We start from the raw sequence: 15968 nt of genomic DNA on the forward strand, positions 1-15968 counted from the left end.
CAAGAACGGCTGAGGAGCGACTCAGCCGCCCGACCCGAGCCGGATCCCCACAGGGGGTTCAGGAACACGGTGACGCTCGCGTGGACGCGCGGCCATCCTGATGTTCGTCGACTATCCCGGAGACGGCCGTGTGATGCGACCATGGCCGTATGACCGTGCTGTACGTGCTGGTCGGCGGGTGGCCGGCATCCGGCAAATCGACGCTCGCGTCGGCTCTCGCGGCGGAGCTCGGACTGGCGCTACTGAGCAAGGACGCGATCAAAGAAGCGCTGATGGATGCACTCGGCGCTCCCGCATCCGTCGAGGAGTCGCGTCGGCTGGGCCGCGCCGCCGTGCACGTCGCTCTCCGGGCCGCCCTCGACGTTCCCGGGGCGGTCATCGACAGTACGTGGTTCGATTACACGAGGCCGCTCGTCGCTCGCCTGCACGGCACTCGGGTTGAGGTGCGGTGCCACGTCCCGCTCCAGACCGCTCGCGCTCGATTCGAAGCGCGCGTCCGCGATGGCCGCCACCTCGACCTTCAACGGACCGCGGAAGAACTGTGGGGAGAGCCGGTCGCACCCTTGGGCGTCGGCCCGCTGCTCGAGGTCGACACGAGCCGCCCCGTCGACATCCGGGCTCTCGCCAGGCGAATCAGATCCGAACTGCCGGACAAGACGGAGCAGCCGGCGACGGAGCGAGGGATCAACGGTGCGACCGGGGCGCACGGGCCGACGCGAGAGTCATAGGGTCGTAGGCGTGAACCGCAACGAGCCCGGACCACCGACGGTGACTCTGCCTGACGCGTCAGTGGTGTGGGTGAGCGGTTCGCACGGCAAGCTCGGGCGCGAGGTCTGCTGTCAGCTGCGCGCGGCCGGTGTCCAGGTGCTCGAGGCGGACGCGCACGGACCGTCCCCGGTGGAACTCACCGATCCGGACGCGGTCGCGCGGTCCATGCGTGGTGCGACCGCCGTCATCCACTGCGCGGCGATCCCGAGCCCGGAGAACATCGAGCCGAGCGAGCTCGTTCGCAACAACACGATGGCCTGCTTCAACGCGCTCGAGCAGGCCTGGCTCGCGGGTGTGCGGACGGCGGTCTTGATTTCCAGCGGATCCATCTACGGCACAGCATGGTCGCCCGACCCGCTCTTCTTCTCCGCTCTGCCGGTCGACGAGTCGACCCCGCTGGAGTTCGTGGACCCGTACGCGCTGACCAAGGACTTCACCGAACGCATGGGCGAGATGTACGCCCGACGCGGGATGACCGTCACGGCGCTGAGGCTGCACTGGATCCTCACCGCGCGCGAGGCCGAGCACGTCGCCCGCACCGCGGACGACACCGAGGGCGCCGCGAACCTCTGGGGATGGGTGGAACTCGAGGACGCCGCTCGGGCATGCGTGCTCTCCCTGCAGCCTCGAGCGGAGCACCGCGGCTACGAAGCGATTGTCATCGCGAGCGACGAGACGCTCTCGGAGACTCCGACCGGCGACCTGCTCAACCGCCACCTTCCCGACGCTCGCCGGAAGGGAGACTTCGATGGTCACACGGGTGGGTTCGACACCTCCCGTGCGGCCAGCGTGATCGGCTGGCACGCGACACGCTCGTGGCGACACCCCTAACGCCTCCGACGGAAGGATGTCAGGGCTCGGTCTGTTGGCTGCGGTCGAAGGACGCCGCGAGCGCCTCCAGCGTGGCGGAGCGTTCTTTGATCGCGATCCTGCGGAGCAGGGGAGTGGCCAGCCGGTACAGCCCGTAGGTCTGCATCCTCGCGGTGTGGCGCACGAGCGTCGTGCCGTCATCGACTTTCTCGAGCGAGTACGCCGGCCACCCCTCGAGCTTGAGCTTGCCCGCCTTGGACCGGTCCCACCAGTGGTACACCAGGGTGTGGGGCGGCTCGTATTTCGCGATCTCGCCAGGAGTGGGACCGAAGGACGTCTCATCGAGATAGGTCGTGCCACGGGTCGGCGGCCCCGGCGATGTCTGCCGAGTGCGTCGAAGCATGCTGCCCTTATCGGGCATCCAGTCGTTGTGTCCGTCGATATCCGCCAGACGAGCGAAAGCGTCCTCAATGCCCGCATCCACGGTGCGAGTCAACTCGAACTCGATGACACCCATGACCTGAGGATACGACTCCGGGCGCCGTGGTCCGTCGAGCAAACTGTCTCGCCCCGAGTAGCGTCTAAGCGAGGGGCCGCCGCCTCGACTCGCCGAACACCCAGGGGGTTAGCCGTGCCCGAACAGTCGCCGTCCGCGTGGAAGCGCTTCTGGGAGCGGGGAGGGGCGTGGAGGGCCCTCCTCCTCGCCGCCGTCTACTACGGCCTCTACCAGTTGATGGGTCTGCTGGTCGGAGCGGTGTTCGGGGACGGCGGCGGCATCCGAGGCGAAGAGGGCAGCGCGATGGACGTCCTCATCGCGACGGCGCTGCCGATCATCCTCGCCAGCGTGCTGCTGGTCGTGTTCGCCCTCTCGCTCGGATGGCTGAAGGAGCTGTTCGGCCGCCAGCCCGTTCCCGGGCGTCGATGGATGTGGGTCGCGGTCGGCGTGGTGCTCGCGATCAACGTGTCGGGGTTCCTCAGCATCGACTACGCGCGGGCCGGTGCCGGGCTCGTGGCGGCGTGGCTGTTCACCGGGCTGATCGTCGGATTCGCCGAAGAAGTCCTCACCCGCGGTTTCGTCGTCACCCTCATGCGCAAGGCCGGTCACGGTGAGATCGCGGTCGCGCTGGTCTCGTCGGGGATCTTCGCGGCTCTGCACATCGGGAACCTGTTCACGAGCGATCAGGGCCTGGCGACCACCTCGCTCCAGGTCATCTACACGTTCTGGTTCGGGCTCTGCATGTACCTCACGCTCCGCGTGACCGGCCACCTCATCTGGCCGATCCTGCTGCACGCGACCACGGACCCGACCCTGCTGCTGCACGGCCAGGATCCCGCCTCCAACCTGTTCGGGATCGTCCCGGCGCTCAGCACCTACCTGATCATCCTCACGGGGGTCATCCTGCTGATCGTCCTCATCGTCAGCGAACGGCGGCGCGCGAAGCAGGATGCCGTCACGGGAGCCCCGATCGCCGTCTAGAGGCGGGACACCAAGACAAGGGGCCCCGCGCTCATCGCGCGGGACCCCTGATGCCCTTTACCGGCTCAGCCGGCGACGAGCTCGTCGTGGTGCGGTGCGAGTCCGCCTCCACCGTCCGTGTTGGTCGTGCCCTCCGGGCCCGCGATCGTCGGGAGCCGCAGGCTGCTCGGAACGTATCCGCCGCGCACGCCGTTCACCGACTCGGTCGAGTAGGAGAACACGCCGATGGCGACCGCGATCGCGCCGGCGTTGACGCCCAGTGCCTCGATGCTCACGTTCTCGATCGAGTCGCAGGCCTCGTGGTAGCACGGATCGAGCTGTTCGCCCGCTGTGCCGCCCCAGATCGCCGCCTGCTCCTCGGTCTTGGGCTCCTCCGCGCCAGTGAACAATCCACCGGACGGGATGCCCGCTTCGATGAACGCCTGGTAGTCACTGCGCCCGCTGAACTCGGCATCGTCGTAGGGGACTCGAAGAGTGCTGAAGTACCCCTCGAACAGGTTCTCGATCTGCACGGAGCCCTCGGGGATCGGGACGCCCTCCGGCGCCACGAAGCCCGACTGGTCCGCGTCGTACACCGTGTAGATGTAGTTGGGCGAGCCCGTCATGTCGAAGTTCAGGTAGAGCCCGATGCGGTCACGTTCCGCTTGGCTCAGTCCGAGGACGTATTCGCTCGAGCCGACCAGACCGTCCTCCTCCGCTCCCCACCATGCCAGACGGATGGTGTTCTGCGGCTTCAGCTTCGAGAAGGTCTGTGCCACCTCGAGGAGCGTGGCGGATCCGCTGCCGTTGTCGTTGATTCCAGGACCCTCGCGAACCGAGTCGAGGTGAGCGCCCGCCATGACGATGTTGTTCGCGTTCCTGCCCGGAAGCTCGGCGATCACGTTCTTCTGCGGACGTGACTCGGGCTCCGCGATCTGCACGCGGGCCGTGGACCCGGCCTCCGCGAGCGCGACTCCGGAATCGAACGACGTCGAGACGACGGGGATGCCGCGCGGTTCGGTGACCTCACCGATCAGCGTCACGTTCGTGAAGACATCCGAACGCGCCGGGGTGTTGCCCTGGTTCATGATGATGACGGCTTCGGCCCCTGCCGTCTCGGCGTTGAACGCCTTGACGCCGAATTCGCACGTGCCGCGCTGCACGAGGGCGATGTCGGCCGGGCCGGAGAAGTCGAGCCCGTCGAAGTCCTCCGTCTCGCATCCACTCGTGACGGGATCGCGAGGCAGGTCGAGCACGAGGTCGACCGGAATGATGGTGCCGGTCACGTCGCCGTACGCGCTGCCCACGAAAGACCCGGAGGCACGCTCGGTCTCGGCCGGGGTGAGCTGCGTCAGCACGGGATCGTAGTTGAACAGGTACGGGAACTCATCGATCGTGACCTTCCAGCCCGCCTTGGTGAGCGTGTCGACGACGTAGTCCACACTCCGCTCATAGCCGGGAAGTCCCGCAGCGCGGTTTCCGCCGTTCTCGTCGGCGATCTTCTGGAATGCCTGCATGTGCTCGTAGACGCCGGGGGCGGCGACGCACGTCGCGATCTTCTTCACGCTGATGGCCGTGCCGATGTCGCATTGAGCCGGTGCGGCAGTGGCCGCCGTCATCGGCGCCAGGGCGAGTGCAGTGACCGCGACGGCGGATGCCGCCACGGTCAGTGTCCGCGTGTGCTTCTTCGGTGGATTCAATCGTCTCTCCTGTCGGTGGGCTCAGCACCACGACGGCGCTGATGCTCCGACCCTAGGAGTGCCGCGGCGCGGCGAACAGAGGTGGCCTCGATGCTCGCGGCGCTGTAGCATGCGCCGGAGCCGGCGGCGGGGGGCACTTCGTGGAGGCACAGCGCAGCGAGCGGCCCTCGCTCAGCCGAGGCGTTCGAACTCGCTGATCCGCCAGGTCTGGTCGAACCAGCCCTCCAGGGGTCCATAGATGCGCAGGATCGGGAACCACGCCTTGCCGGGGAGCGTCTGCACCCAGTTCGATTCCTTGCCTTCGGGCGAGGTGGGTCCGAAGTACAGATCGTACGAACCGTCGTCGTCGGCCTGGATCTTGCCGTCGTTGCTGGCCAACGCCGGGTATGGCGTCGATGGGACGACCAGCAGCGACCGGGTCTGAGTGTCATAGACGTCGACCGCCCAGAAGTTCTTCGCCGGCGGGTTGGCATCGACGTGCAGGCGGTAGGTGCGAGCTCCGTCCAGCAGGTCGCCGTCGGCGTCGTGCACCGTGTAGGCATAGGCGGAGCCCGCTCCGACCTGTGCGTGCGCCATCGCGGGCGTGATGACGGTCGCGAGGTAGTGGAACTGGGTGCGAGCCTCCAGCAAGCGGGCACCGTCACGGAGGAATTCGTAGCTGCCGCCGACGAATCCGTTTCGCCACGAACCGTACAGCACCGCATCGGGGTCGCGCGGCGCATAGGCGATCACCCGGGCGATGCCCGCGCCGATCGGTGCGGCCTGCTCGAGAATCGCCCTCAGGCGTGCATCGGGTGCGAACGGCTGACCGCGCACGATGCCTATGGATGCGAGCTGCCCCGCGCGCTCCGCGTCGAGGGCATCCGCCGGTTCCTCCTGCACGAGCTGCGCGACCTCCTCGTAGAAGGAGAAATCGTTGGCGTGGACGGTGTTCACCGCGAGCTCGGACAGGTTGATGAACTCGTTCGCGTCTGGATTCTCCGCCTGGGCGAGCGGGTAGATGCGCGTCTGCTTCATGGCGGGGACGCCGCCGAGGGCCCGCAGCACCACGAAGTTGGTGAAGGTGGGGGTTCGATACGTGAAATAGCCTTCGGGAACGTCCCCGTCGAAGCCGGGTGGGAGGAACAGGTACTTGCCCCCGGCTCCCCGGTCCGGCCCTGCGATTCCCATGTCTGCGACGTACCGGAACCAGAAGTCGTCGACGACGCAGAGGGACTGCGGCGGCGCCTCGATCACCGTGGGACCCCAGGCTTTCAGGTCGAGCATCGTGACCCCGTATGTGGTCTCGGTGTTCGGTGTGAGGAAGAGGGCCTTCGACGTCGCCCTCGGCTCGGTGATGCCGATCTGCCTGGCCGTTTCGACGCCGGCTGTGCGCAACCCGTTGCGGAATGCCACCAGCGATGCCCCGGGCACGGCATTCAGAAACACCTCGATTCCCGTCATGAGGTCCAGCGCGTCGTAGGCCGTCGTGGCCGTTTCCGGAAGGGGAACACCGTCGAAGAAGCGAAGATCTCCGAAGGGGGATCGAATCGTGTCGGGCGCGCTCAGTGAAGCCACCGCCTTCGCCATCTCGTCGCTGCTGAGCCCCGGGCGGTTCTGGTCCGACATGCATCTCCCTCACATAGCGATGTTCCCGGCTTCACGCAGACACGCGAGTCGTGTCCGCAATCCAGAGCGATGACCGGACGAGCCTCAAGATACTTGCCTGGATTCGTGCCCGACTCATGCAGACAGCGTGAGACGCCCGCGATGCCTTGTCCGGTGTCGGAGGCAGTTGGCAGACTGGCCGCACCGACGCGAGGAGTCCGGCATGGCCGACGAGGACGTTTCGAGACGTGGACCAAGACGTGACGCGGATGAGGTGGGCGTGATGTCTTCGCACGTGATCAAGCCGCTGACCCCCGAGACCTTCCCGGCGTGGCTGGCACTTGCGCAGAAGCACAACGGGGTCTGGGGCGGGTGCTACTGCCATTACTTTCACGGTGACACGGCGCAGACCAGCAAGAGCGATCACCACGGGCCGACGTTCAAGGAGCGACTCGTGGCGGAGGGCGTCGCGCACGCCGCGCTGGTCTTCGACGGCGACGACGCGATCGCGTGGTGCGAGTACGGCACTCCGGTCGAGCTGCCGAACATCTACCACCGCAAGCAGTACGACGCGGGCGAGACCAAGCCGGCGCCGTGGCGCATCACCTGCTTCTTCGTCGACCGCGACCATCGGCGTTCCGGTGTGGCACGGGAGGCGCTGGATGGAGCGCTCGAGCTGATCGCGCAGGCAGGCGGAGGCGAGGTGGTTTCGTTCCCCAACGAGCTCGTGCCCGGCAAGAGAACCTCATCCTCCTTCCTCCACAACGGGACCAGGGCCATGTTCGAGAAGGCGGGATTCACGTTCGAGCGCCACATCGGCAAGAGCAAGACCGTGATGCGCAAGACGATCCCGCCGGCCTGAGGCTGACGCCGGGGACGGGTGGGGTTGCGGTCGGCCGGTGCTCTCAGCCGATGCGGCGACGGAGACGGGCCGCTGTCACGAGCACGACGCCCGCCAGCAGCAGGAGCAGGGCGATGGATGCCGGGACGGCGGGCTCCGCGCCGGTGGCGGGCAGCGCGCCCGAACCGGAACCTGTGCCGCCCGCAGGAGCGGGCGGCGCTCCGACCACCTGGAAGGTGCCGACGGCAGGTCCGCTCTGCGCCCCGGTGAGGGTGACGGTGTGCGTGCCAGGGGTGAGGTCGGCGGGCAGCACGATCGCGTAGGAGACGTCGCCGTCGTCGTCGGCGGTCTTCGTCCCGACATCGACGGGGTCGGACTGGAGCACTCCGGACACCTGCTCGCCGGGCAGGAACCCGGTGCCGAACACGACGAGCGTCGTCCCGGCCGCGGCGGTCTCATCCGGGAACTGCACCGACGGTCCACCGACCCGCACCAGGGCGGCGTTCGACACGTTGCCGGCGGCATCCGTCGCGGTCAGCGACAGCAGGGTCCCGTCGGGCACTGCGGCCGCCGGTGTGCATTCGAAGGTCCCGTCCTGTGCGGTGGTGGCCGTGCACACCGTTGCACCGTCCGGATCCGTGATGGTGACGAGAGAGCCGGGTTCCGCGGTGCCGGTGAGGAGGGTTCCCTCGGTGGCATCCGGGACGGGTGCGGCGGGCGGCTCGGCGTCGACCTCGACGGTGACCGGCGCGGAAGGGGCGCTCTCATTGCCCACCTGGTCGGCCTGCTCCGCCGTGACGGTGACCTCGCCGACCGCCAGCGCGGCGGCCCCACCGCCACCGGTGCCCGGCACGCACTCCCAGCGGCCCGAACCGTCGACGGTCGTGATGCAGACGACGGCACCGCGGCTGCCGGTGACCGTCACGGTGGCGCCGGGCTCACCGGTGCCGGTGACCAGCACTGTGGGCGGGACCACTTCGCCGTCCTGCGGGGAGGTGATCACCGGAGCGGCCGGAGGGACGGTGTCCTGCACCACGACCGTCGTGATCGCCGCGCCCTGAGCCCCGTTCACGGAGAACCGGACCGTCGCGGTGCCGTCCGAAGGCGAGGAGAGGGAGGAGGTGTAGGTGCCGTCGCCGTTGTCCGACACCGGGGTCGCTGTCCCGAGATCTGTGGTCACGCTGACCATATCGCCCCCGCCTGCCAGCGGGTTCCCACTCGCGTCGAGCAGCGTCACGGTGATCGTCGAAGAACCCGTTCCCGATTCGATCGTGGTCGGGGCAGCCGTGATCGTCGACGTGCCGGCATCCGCCGGCCCGACCACGAACACGACCGAGGTGGTGGCCGTCGCTGCGATGGTGTTCACGGTGAACTCGACAGTCGCGGCGCCGGGCGTCGTGCCGGAGGTGAGGGTGCCCGCGTATGTGCCGTCCCCGTTGTCGATGACCGGACCCAGAGTTCCCGCATCCGTGGTAAGTGTCACGTCGTCACCGCCGGTCGTGAGCGCGTTCCCGTTGGCGTCCCGGAGCGCCACGGCGATCGTGGACGTGGATGCGCCGTCCGCGATGATCGATGCGGGCAGCGCGGTGATCGTCGACGTGGCCGCATCCGCAGGACCGGGGACGAACGCGACGGTTGCCGTCGTACCGCCCGGCGCCCCGTTCACGGTGAACGACAGGGTCGCAGTGCCGGTCGTCGTGGCCGACGTGAGGGTCGCCGAGTATGTCCCGTCGCCATTGTCGGTCACCGGCCCCACCGTGCCCAGTGTCGTGGCGATCACGACGGTGTCGCCGCCGGTGGTCACCAGGTTGTCGTTCGCGTCGAAGAGCACGACCAGGACGTCCGCGGTCGAGGTCCCGTCCGCGGCGATCTGCAGGGCGCTGGCACCGATCGAGGACAGCGACGCATCCGCTGGACCCGGGACGAACGTGACGGATGCCGTGTCCGTGCCGGTCGCGGTGTTCAGGGTGAATCCGACGGTCGCCGACCCCGTCGTGGTGGGGGACGTGAGGGTGGCGGTGTAGGTGCCATCGCCGTTGTCGACGGTGGCGCCGATCGTGCCCGCGGTCGCCGTGACCACCACGTCATCGCCGCCGGTCGTGATCGGGTTGCCGCCGTCGTCGAGCAGCGTCACCGTGACGACCGACTGGGATATCCCGTCGGCGGGGATGCTCGCCGGTACGGCCTCGATGGTCGAGGTGCCCGCATCCGCCGCGCCCGCGACGAACGCCACCGTCGCGGTGTCGGTGCCGGGCGCCCCGTTCACGGTGAAGGAGACGGTGGCCGTCCCGGTGGTGGGCGCCGAGGTGAGGGCGGCGGTGTAGGTGCCGTTCCCGTTGTCGGTGACCGTGCCCACCGTGCCCAGGCCGGCGCTCACCGTCACCGTGTCGCCACCGGTGGTGAGCGGGTTGCCGTTCGTGTCGAACAGCGTCACCGTTAGCTGCGACGCGGACGACCCGTTCGCGGTGATCGAGGTCGGCGACGCGGAGATGGCGGACGCCGTGGCGTCCGCCGCGCCGGCGACGAAGGTCACGGCGGTCGTCGCGCCCGCATCGACGCTGTTCACGGTGAACCCGACGGTCGCCGTGCCTGCGGTGGTGGGCGAGGTCAGGGCGCTCGTGTAGGTGCCGTCGCCGTTGTCGGTGATGGCACCTATCGTGCCCGCGGTGGTCGAGATCTGCACGTCGTCGCCGCCGGTGGCCAGCGGGTTGTCGTTCGCGTCGAACAGGGTCACCGTGACCGTCGAGGTGGAGGTCCCGTCCGCGGGAACCGACGCCGGAGCGGCCGCGATGGTGGAGGTCGCCGCATCCGCCGCACCCGCGACGAAGTCCACCGTCGCGGTGTCTGTGCCGGCCACGGCGTTCAGCACGAACCCGACCGTCGCCGAGCCCGCCGCCGTGGGGGCGGTCAGGGTCGCGGTGTAGGTGCCGTCGTTGTTGTCGGTGGTGGCGCCGATCGAGCCCGCCGTCGTGGTGATCAGGACGGTGTCACCGCCGGTGCCCGTGGGGTTGCCGTTGGCATCGAGCAGCGTCACGGTGACCGTGGAGCTGGCGGACCCGTCGGCGACCAGCTCGGTCGGGGACGTGGAGATGGTGGATGTCGCGGCATCCGGCGCGGACGCCACGAACTGAACATCCGCCGTGTCGGCGCCGGGGGCGTCGTTCACCGTGAATGTCAGCGTGGCCGCGCCCACCGTCAGCGGCGACGTCAGCACGGCGGTGTATGTGCCGTCGGCGTTGTCTGTGACCGCGCCGACCGTGCCCTCGTCCGTCGCGACCGCGACGGTGTCACCGCCCGCGGGCAGCGGGTTGCCGTTGGCGTCGAACAGGATCACGGTGACGGTCGAGGTGGAGATTCCGTCGGCGACGATCCGGTTCGGTGCTGCGGCGATCGTCGACTGGTCGGCGTCCGCCGCACCCGCCACGAAATCGACCAGGGTGGTGTCGGTGCCGGGCACGGTGTTCAGCACGAACCCGACCGTGGCCGCAGCCGCGGTCGTCGGTGCGGTCAGGATCGCGGTGTAGGTGCCGTCGCCCTCGTCGGTGACACTCCCGATCGCGCCAGCGGTCGTGTTGACTTGGACGTCGTCTCCGCCGGAGTCGATCGGGTTGCCGTTCGTGTCGAACAGCGTCACCGTGACCGTCGACGTGGACGTCCCGTCGGCCGTCACCGCTGTCGGGGACGCCGCGATCGTGGATGCCGCAGCATCCGCCGCACCCGCGACGAAGGCGACCGTGGCCGTGTCGGTGCCGGGCGCCGTGTTGACGGTGAACCCCACCGTCGCCGAACCCACCGTCGTCGGCGCCGTGAGCACCGCCGTGTAGGTGCCGTCGCCGTTGTCGGCGACCGCGCCGGCCGTTCCGGAGGTCGTCGTGACGGTGACCGCGTCACCGCCGGTGGTGATCGGGTTGCCGTTCGCGTCGGACAACGCCACGGTGATGGTCGACTCGGAGGTCCCGTCCGCGGTGATCGACCCGGGGGAGGCGGTGATCGCGGAGGTTTCCGCGTCCGCCGCGCCGGCGGTGAAGGCGACGGTGGTCGTGTCGGTGCCGGTCACTGTGTTCAGGGTGAAGCCGAGGGTCGCCGTGCCGACGGTCGTGGGGGCGGTCAGTGTGGCGGCATAGGTGCCGTCGCCGTTGTCGGTGGTGGCGCCGATCGTGCCGTTCGTGGTGGTGATCACCACGGTGTCCCCTCCGGCGGGGATCGGGTTGTCGTTCGCGTCCAACACGGTCACGGTCACCGTGGAGGTGGTTGCCCCGTCGGCGATGATCGCCGCAGGGGAGGCGTCGATGATGGATGCCGCGGCATCGGCGGCTCCGGGCGCGAAGTCGACCGTGGTCGTGTCGGTGCCGGTCGCAGTGTTCAGCGTGAATCCGACCGTGGCGCTGCCGACGCTGGTGGGGGAGGTCAGCGTCGCGGTGTAGGTGCCGTCGTTGTTGTCGGTGGTGGCGCCGATCGTCCCCGACGTGGTGGTGATCTCGACGTCGTCGCCGCCCGTCGGCACCGGGTTGCCGTTCGCATCGACCAGCGTGACCGTCACCGCCGAGGTGGAGGCGCCATCTGCAGGAATGCTTCCCGGGGTCGCGTCGATCGTGGAGGTGCCCGCGTCCGCGGGCCCGGCGACGAAGATCACGTTCGCGGTGTCGGTGCCGGTCGCGCCGTTGACCCGGAACGACACGTTGGCCGGCCCGGTCGTGGTTGCGGACGTCAGCACCGCGGTGTAGCTGCCGTTGCTGTTGTCGGTGACCGTGCCGACCGTGCCCCGGGTGGAGGCGACGGTGACCGTGTCGCCCCCGGTGGTCAGCGGGTTGCCTGCGATGTCGAACAGGGTGACCGTGATCTGCGACGCGGATGACCCGTTCGCGGTGATCGAGGTCGGAGACGCGCTGATCGTGGACTCGATCGCGACCGCTGCTCCCGCGACAAAGGTCACGGACGCGGTGTCGGTGCCCGTCACGGTGTTCAGGGTGAATCCGACCGTGGCGGTGCCGACGGTGGTGGGGGCGGTCAGGGTGGCGGTGTACGTGCCGTCGTTGTCGTCCGTGGTCGCGCCGATCGTGCCGTCCGTGCTGGTGATCGCGACGGTGTCGCCTCCTGCGGTGAGAGGGTTGGCGTTCGCGTCGAGCAGGGTCACCGTGACCGTGGACGTCGCGGCGCCGTCAGCGGTGACGGATGCCGGTGCTGCGGTGATCGTGGAGGTCGTGGCATCCGCCGCCCCTGGCACGAAGGCAACCGTCGCCGTGTCGGTCGCCGTCACGGTGTTCAGGGTGAAGCCGACCGTGGCGGTGCCGACGGTCGTCGGCGACGTGAGCGTCGCCGTGTAGGTGCCGTCACCGTTATCGGTGGTGGCGCCGATCGTCCCGGCGGTGGCGGTGACCTGCACGGTGTCTCCCCCGGTGGGGACCGGGTTGCCGTTCGCATCCAGCAGCAGCACCGTGATCTCCGACTCGGAGGCGCCATCCGCCACAAGCTGCGCCGGGGTAGCGGTGATCGTGGAGGTGGCGGGGTCGGCGGGACCCGGGACGAACTGCACCGCGGCCGTGTCGGTGCCGGCCACCGTGTTCAGGGTGAACCCGACCGTGGCCGTCCCCGGTGTGGTCGGGGCGGTCAGCGTGGCCGTGTACGTGCCGTTCCCGTTGTCGGTGGTGGCGCCGACGCTGCCCAGCGTCGAGCCGATCTCCACGTCCTCACCGCCGGTGGTGAGCGGATTGCCGTTCGCGTCCCGCACGGTCACCGTCACCGTCGAGGTGGAGGCCCCGTCGGCGACGAGCTCCGCCGGGCTCACCGTGATGGCGGATGTCGTCGGATCCGGAACATCCGGGACGAAGCCGACGTCCACCGTGTCGGTCGCGGTCACCGTGTTCAGCAGGAAGCCGACCGTCGCCGTACCCGTCGTGGTGGGCGCGGTGAGGGTCGCCGAGTAGGTGCCGTCACCGTTGTCCGTGGTGGAGCCGATGGTGCCGGCGGTGGTGGTGATCTCCACGGTGTCGCCGCCGGTCGGAACCGGGTTGCCGTTCGCATCCAGCAGCAGAACGGTGATCTCCGACTCGGAGGTGCCGTCGGCGGGGAGCTCGACCGGGGTCGCGGTGATCGTCGAGGTGCCGGGGTCGGCCGGTCCTGGAACGAACTGCACGGCAGCCGTATCCGTTCCGGTCACGGTGTTCAAGGTGAACCCGACCGTGGCGGTCCCGGGTGTCGTGGGGGCGGTCAGCGTTGCGGTGTAGGTGCCGTCGCCATTGTCGGTGGTGGCACCGACCAGGCCGAGCGTGGAGGTGACCTGCACGTCATCGCCACCCACCGTGACCGGGTTGCCGTTGGCATCTCGCAGCGTCACGGTTGCCGTCGAGACGGACGTCCCGTCCGCCACCAGCTGGACCGGATCGGCCGCGATCGTTGACGTCGCCGGGTCGGGCACGCCCGCGACGAAGGTCACCGTCGCCTCGTTCGGTGAAAGTGTGGCATCGATCGCGAAGTCGACCGTCGCCGTGCCTGCTGACGTGGCCGATGTCAGAACGGCGGTGTAGGTGCCGTCGCCGTTGTTCACCACCGGCCCCGCCGTGCCCGCCGAGGGGAACACCTCGACCAACGACACCCCCGCCCCCACCGGGTCCCCGTTCGCATCCACCAGCGTCACGGTGAGGGTCGACTGCGACGCCCCATCCGCGGTGATCTCCGCCGGATCGGCGACGATGGTCGAGTTCGCCGTCGACGGCACCGCCGTCACGAGCACCGAAACGGTGGACGTCCCTGGTGTCCCGGCGACCGTGAACCCTACCGTCGCGGTGCCCTCGACACCACTCGTCAGGGTCGCGCTGTACGTGCCGTCCCCGTTGTCGGTGGTCGCGGAGATGTCGCCCAACGTGGTGGTGACCACCAGGTTGGAACCCTCACCGGCCGAGTTGCCGTTCGCGTCCAGCGCGGTGACCGTCACCGTCGAGTCGGTTCGCGAACCCCCGTCAGCGGCGATCGCCGCCGGATCGGCCGCAATCGTCGACGTGCCGGGATCCGCCGGACCGGCGACGAAGTCCACCGCCGCCGTGTCGGTGCCCGGCACCGTGTTCACCGTGAACGACACCGTCGCCGTGCCCACAGCCGTGGCCGAGGTCAACGTCGCGCGGTACGTTCCGTTCCCGTTGTCGGTCACCGCGCCTACGGAGCCCAGCGTCGACGTGATCGTGACCTGGTCGCCGCCGTTGGCCACAGGGTCTCCGTCGACCTCGATCAAGGACACCGTCACGGTGGACGTCGACGTGCCGTTCGCCACGAGCGCCAAGGGCGCTGCCGTGATCGTCGACAGCGCCGGATCCGGCACCCCGGCGAACAGCACCGATGCCGTATTCGTCCCCGCCGCGCCGTTGACCGTAAACGACACCGTCGCCGTTCCCTGCGTCGCCGACGACGTCAGCACCGAGGTGTACGTGCCATTCCCGTTGTCGGTGGGCGCAGTCACACTCCCGAGGGTCGTCCCCACTGTCACGGTGTCGCCACCCGTGGTCATCGCGGCCCCGGATGCCGTGAGCAGGGTCACGGTCACGGTTGAGGTCGCCAGCCCGTCCGCCGCGATCACCGCCGGAGAAGCCGCTATGGTGGACCGCGCGGCGTCCGGCGCAGCGATCACCGTGAAGCTGAAGGTGGCGCTCAACGGATAGACCTGCCCCGTGGAATCGCTCTGCGACGCCTGCACCGTGTGGGAGCTCCCCCGCGTGAATGTCGTCCCTGACAGGCACGACCACGCACCGGCGCCGTTGGCAACGGTGCTGCATAAGGGGGTGCTGCCTTCGCGTACCGTCACCGTGCTGGCGGGAACCGCCGTGCCCGTGAAGGTCGGCTGTGTCGCTGTCGCGCCCGTGGGGCCGGTTATCACCGCTGCGGGTGGCGTCCACTGCAGGATTCCTGAGCCCGCGCTGTTCGGTGCGGCCCCTCCTCCGGAGGCCAGGGATCCACCTGTGACGTCGCTCCCAATCCGGCCCGACCCACCGCCACCGCCACCAGGTGGGAAGCTCCCATCCGAAGGGCTGCCGCCACCACCGCCCCACCAGCCGCTGCCACCGCCTCCGCCACCGGGCAGGCCGCTGCCGCCGTTCCCCCCGTTGCCCCCTCGGTACTGCACGCCGGCTGTGCCGCCCGGCAGGGCCGTTCCGGCGGCGCCACCGCCAGAAGCGCCACCGCCACCCCCGCCGGAGCCACCGAAGCCTCCACCGGCGTCTCCCGTGCTCCCACCACCGGCACCCCCCGCTGACGTGCCGGAGGTGGCGGCGCCGCCGCCGCCGCCGCCGCCCGCGAGCAGGAACGGATCGGAGGCGAAAGCGGCTCCGCTCCACACCGCGGACAACCCGCCGCCGTTCCCGCTCCTGCCATACGTACCGCCGCCGTTGCCCCCGACGCCGCCATTGCCGAACCCACCGGTGTTTCCGAACGTCATGTTCAGCACGCGACCAGCGGTCAGGCCGGTGATCGTTCCCGACGCCAGGCCCCCAGGCCCACCAGTTGCCCCGCCGTTGGCAGCGGGCGCCCCTCCGGCAGCTTTCAGCACAGCGTTGACCGACGTCACCCCGGGCGGAACCGTGAACGTCTCGTTCGCACCGGTCGACGAATACGAGAAGCAGTTCAAGAAGCCGCCGGTTGGCGTGCAAGACGTCGGCGCGGCCATCGCGGGCGGAGCCACCGCCACGGCGCCGACCAGCGCGAGACCGGTGGACGCCACCAGCACGGCGGCCAGGTAGCGCAGGCGCCCGCTCCATGGGAGTCGATCGCCGTCGCGCCCGACTGTCTGGGCGAGGTTGCGACGGATCTGCGCAGTGGACAT

8 protein-coding genes are annotated in these 15968 nt (G+C 69.4%); 4 read left to right on the forward strand and 4 right to left on the reverse strand.

Translation table 11 applies throughout. The features are described from left to right. Positions 1 to 149 precede the first annotated feature (149 nt). The gene (locus ACLQ2Q_RS00100; RefSeq protein ID WP_425816696.1) at positions 150 to 728 is read left to right on the forward strand and encodes an AAA family ATPase; all 579 of its coding nucleotides are present in this window, start codon (positions 150 to 152) and stop codon (positions 726 to 728) included. A gap of 10 nt (positions 729 to 738) precedes the next feature. After that, entirely contained in the window at positions 739 to 1599 is an 861-nt protein-coding gene (locus ACLQ2Q_RS00105) for an NAD-dependent epimerase/dehydratase family protein (RefSeq protein WP_425816698.1), read from the forward strand. A 19-nt stretch (positions 1600 to 1618) separates the two neighbouring features. Here ACLQ2Q_RS00105 and ACLQ2Q_RS00110 read toward each other — a convergent pair whose 3' ends face one another. Continuing rightward, on the reverse strand, positions 1619 to 2095 hold the full coding sequence (locus ACLQ2Q_RS00110; RefSeq protein WP_425816700.1) for an SRPBCC family protein: 477 nt from the start codon (positions 2093 to 2095) through the stop codon (positions 1619 to 1621). Between the two features lie 114 nt (positions 2096 to 2209). On the opposite strand from ACLQ2Q_RS00110, the gene ACLQ2Q_RS00115 reads away from it, so the two are divergent. Beyond that, complete coding sequence (locus ACLQ2Q_RS00115; RefSeq protein WP_425816702.1) at positions 2210 to 3055, forward strand: CPBP family intramembrane glutamic endopeptidase; 846 nt, start codon at positions 2210 to 2212, stop codon at positions 3053 to 3055. Positions 3056 to 3120: 65 nt separating this feature from the next. Here ACLQ2Q_RS00115 and ACLQ2Q_RS00120 read toward each other — a convergent pair whose 3' ends face one another. Together ACLQ2Q_RS00120 and ACLQ2Q_RS00125 are read right to left on the reverse strand one after the other, a co-directional pair. Continuing rightward, a complete protein-coding gene (locus ACLQ2Q_RS00120) occupies positions 3121 to 4734 on the reverse strand; it encodes a M28 family peptidase (RefSeq protein ID WP_425816704.1) in 1614 nt (537 codons plus the stop codon). A 171-nt stretch (positions 4735 to 4905) separates the two neighbouring features. Next, a complete protein-coding gene (locus ACLQ2Q_RS00125; RefSeq protein ID WP_425816706.1) occupies positions 4906 to 6342 on the reverse strand; it encodes a DUF1254 domain-containing protein in 1437 nt (478 codons plus the stop codon). A 262-nt stretch (positions 6343 to 6604) separates the two neighbouring features. Here ACLQ2Q_RS00125 and ACLQ2Q_RS00130 point away from each other — a divergent pair, with 262 nt between their 5' ends. After that, positions 6605 to 7183, forward strand: coding sequence for a GNAT family N-acetyltransferase (locus ACLQ2Q_RS00130; RefSeq protein WP_425816708.1), 579 nt, complete (start codon positions 6605 to 6607; stop codon positions 7181 to 7183). Positions 7184 to 7226: 43 nt separating this feature from the next. On the opposite strand, the gene ACLQ2Q_RS00135 is transcribed toward ACLQ2Q_RS00130, so the two are convergent. Further along, positions 7227 to 15968, reverse strand: coding sequence for an invasin domain 3-containing protein (locus ACLQ2Q_RS00135; protein WP_425816710.1), 8742 nt, complete (start codon positions 15966 to 15968; stop codon positions 7227 to 7229).

Origin of the sequence: Microbacterium sp. DT81.1 (assembly GCF_049844955.1) — a bacterium.
Classification (GTDB): domain Bacteria; phylum Actinomycetota; class Actinomycetes; order Actinomycetales; family Microbacteriaceae; genus Microbacterium.

What these genes read in the sequence shown, in the direction of transcription:
- ACLQ2Q_RS00100 (WP_425816696.1), top strand. Translation starts at nt 150, where the DNA reads ATGACCGTGCTGTACGTGCTGGTCGGCGGGTGGCCGGCATCCGGCAAA.
- ACLQ2Q_RS00110 (WP_425816700.1), bottom strand. Translation starts at nt 2,095, where the DNA reads ATGGGTGTCATCGAGTTCGAGTTGACTCGCACCGTGGATGCGGGCATT.
- ACLQ2Q_RS00125 (WP_425816706.1), bottom strand. Translation starts at nt 6,342, where the DNA reads ATGTCGGACCAGAACCGCCCGGGGCTCAGCAGCGACGAGATGGCGAAG.
- ACLQ2Q_RS00130 (WP_425816708.1), top strand. Translation starts at nt 6,605, where the DNA reads ATGTCTTCGCACGTGATCAAGCCGCTGACCCCCGAGACCTTCCCGGCG.
- ACLQ2Q_RS00135 (WP_425816710.1), bottom strand. Translation starts at nt 15,968, where the DNA reads ATGTCCACTGCGCAGATCCGTCGCAACCTCGCCCAGACAGTCGGGCGC.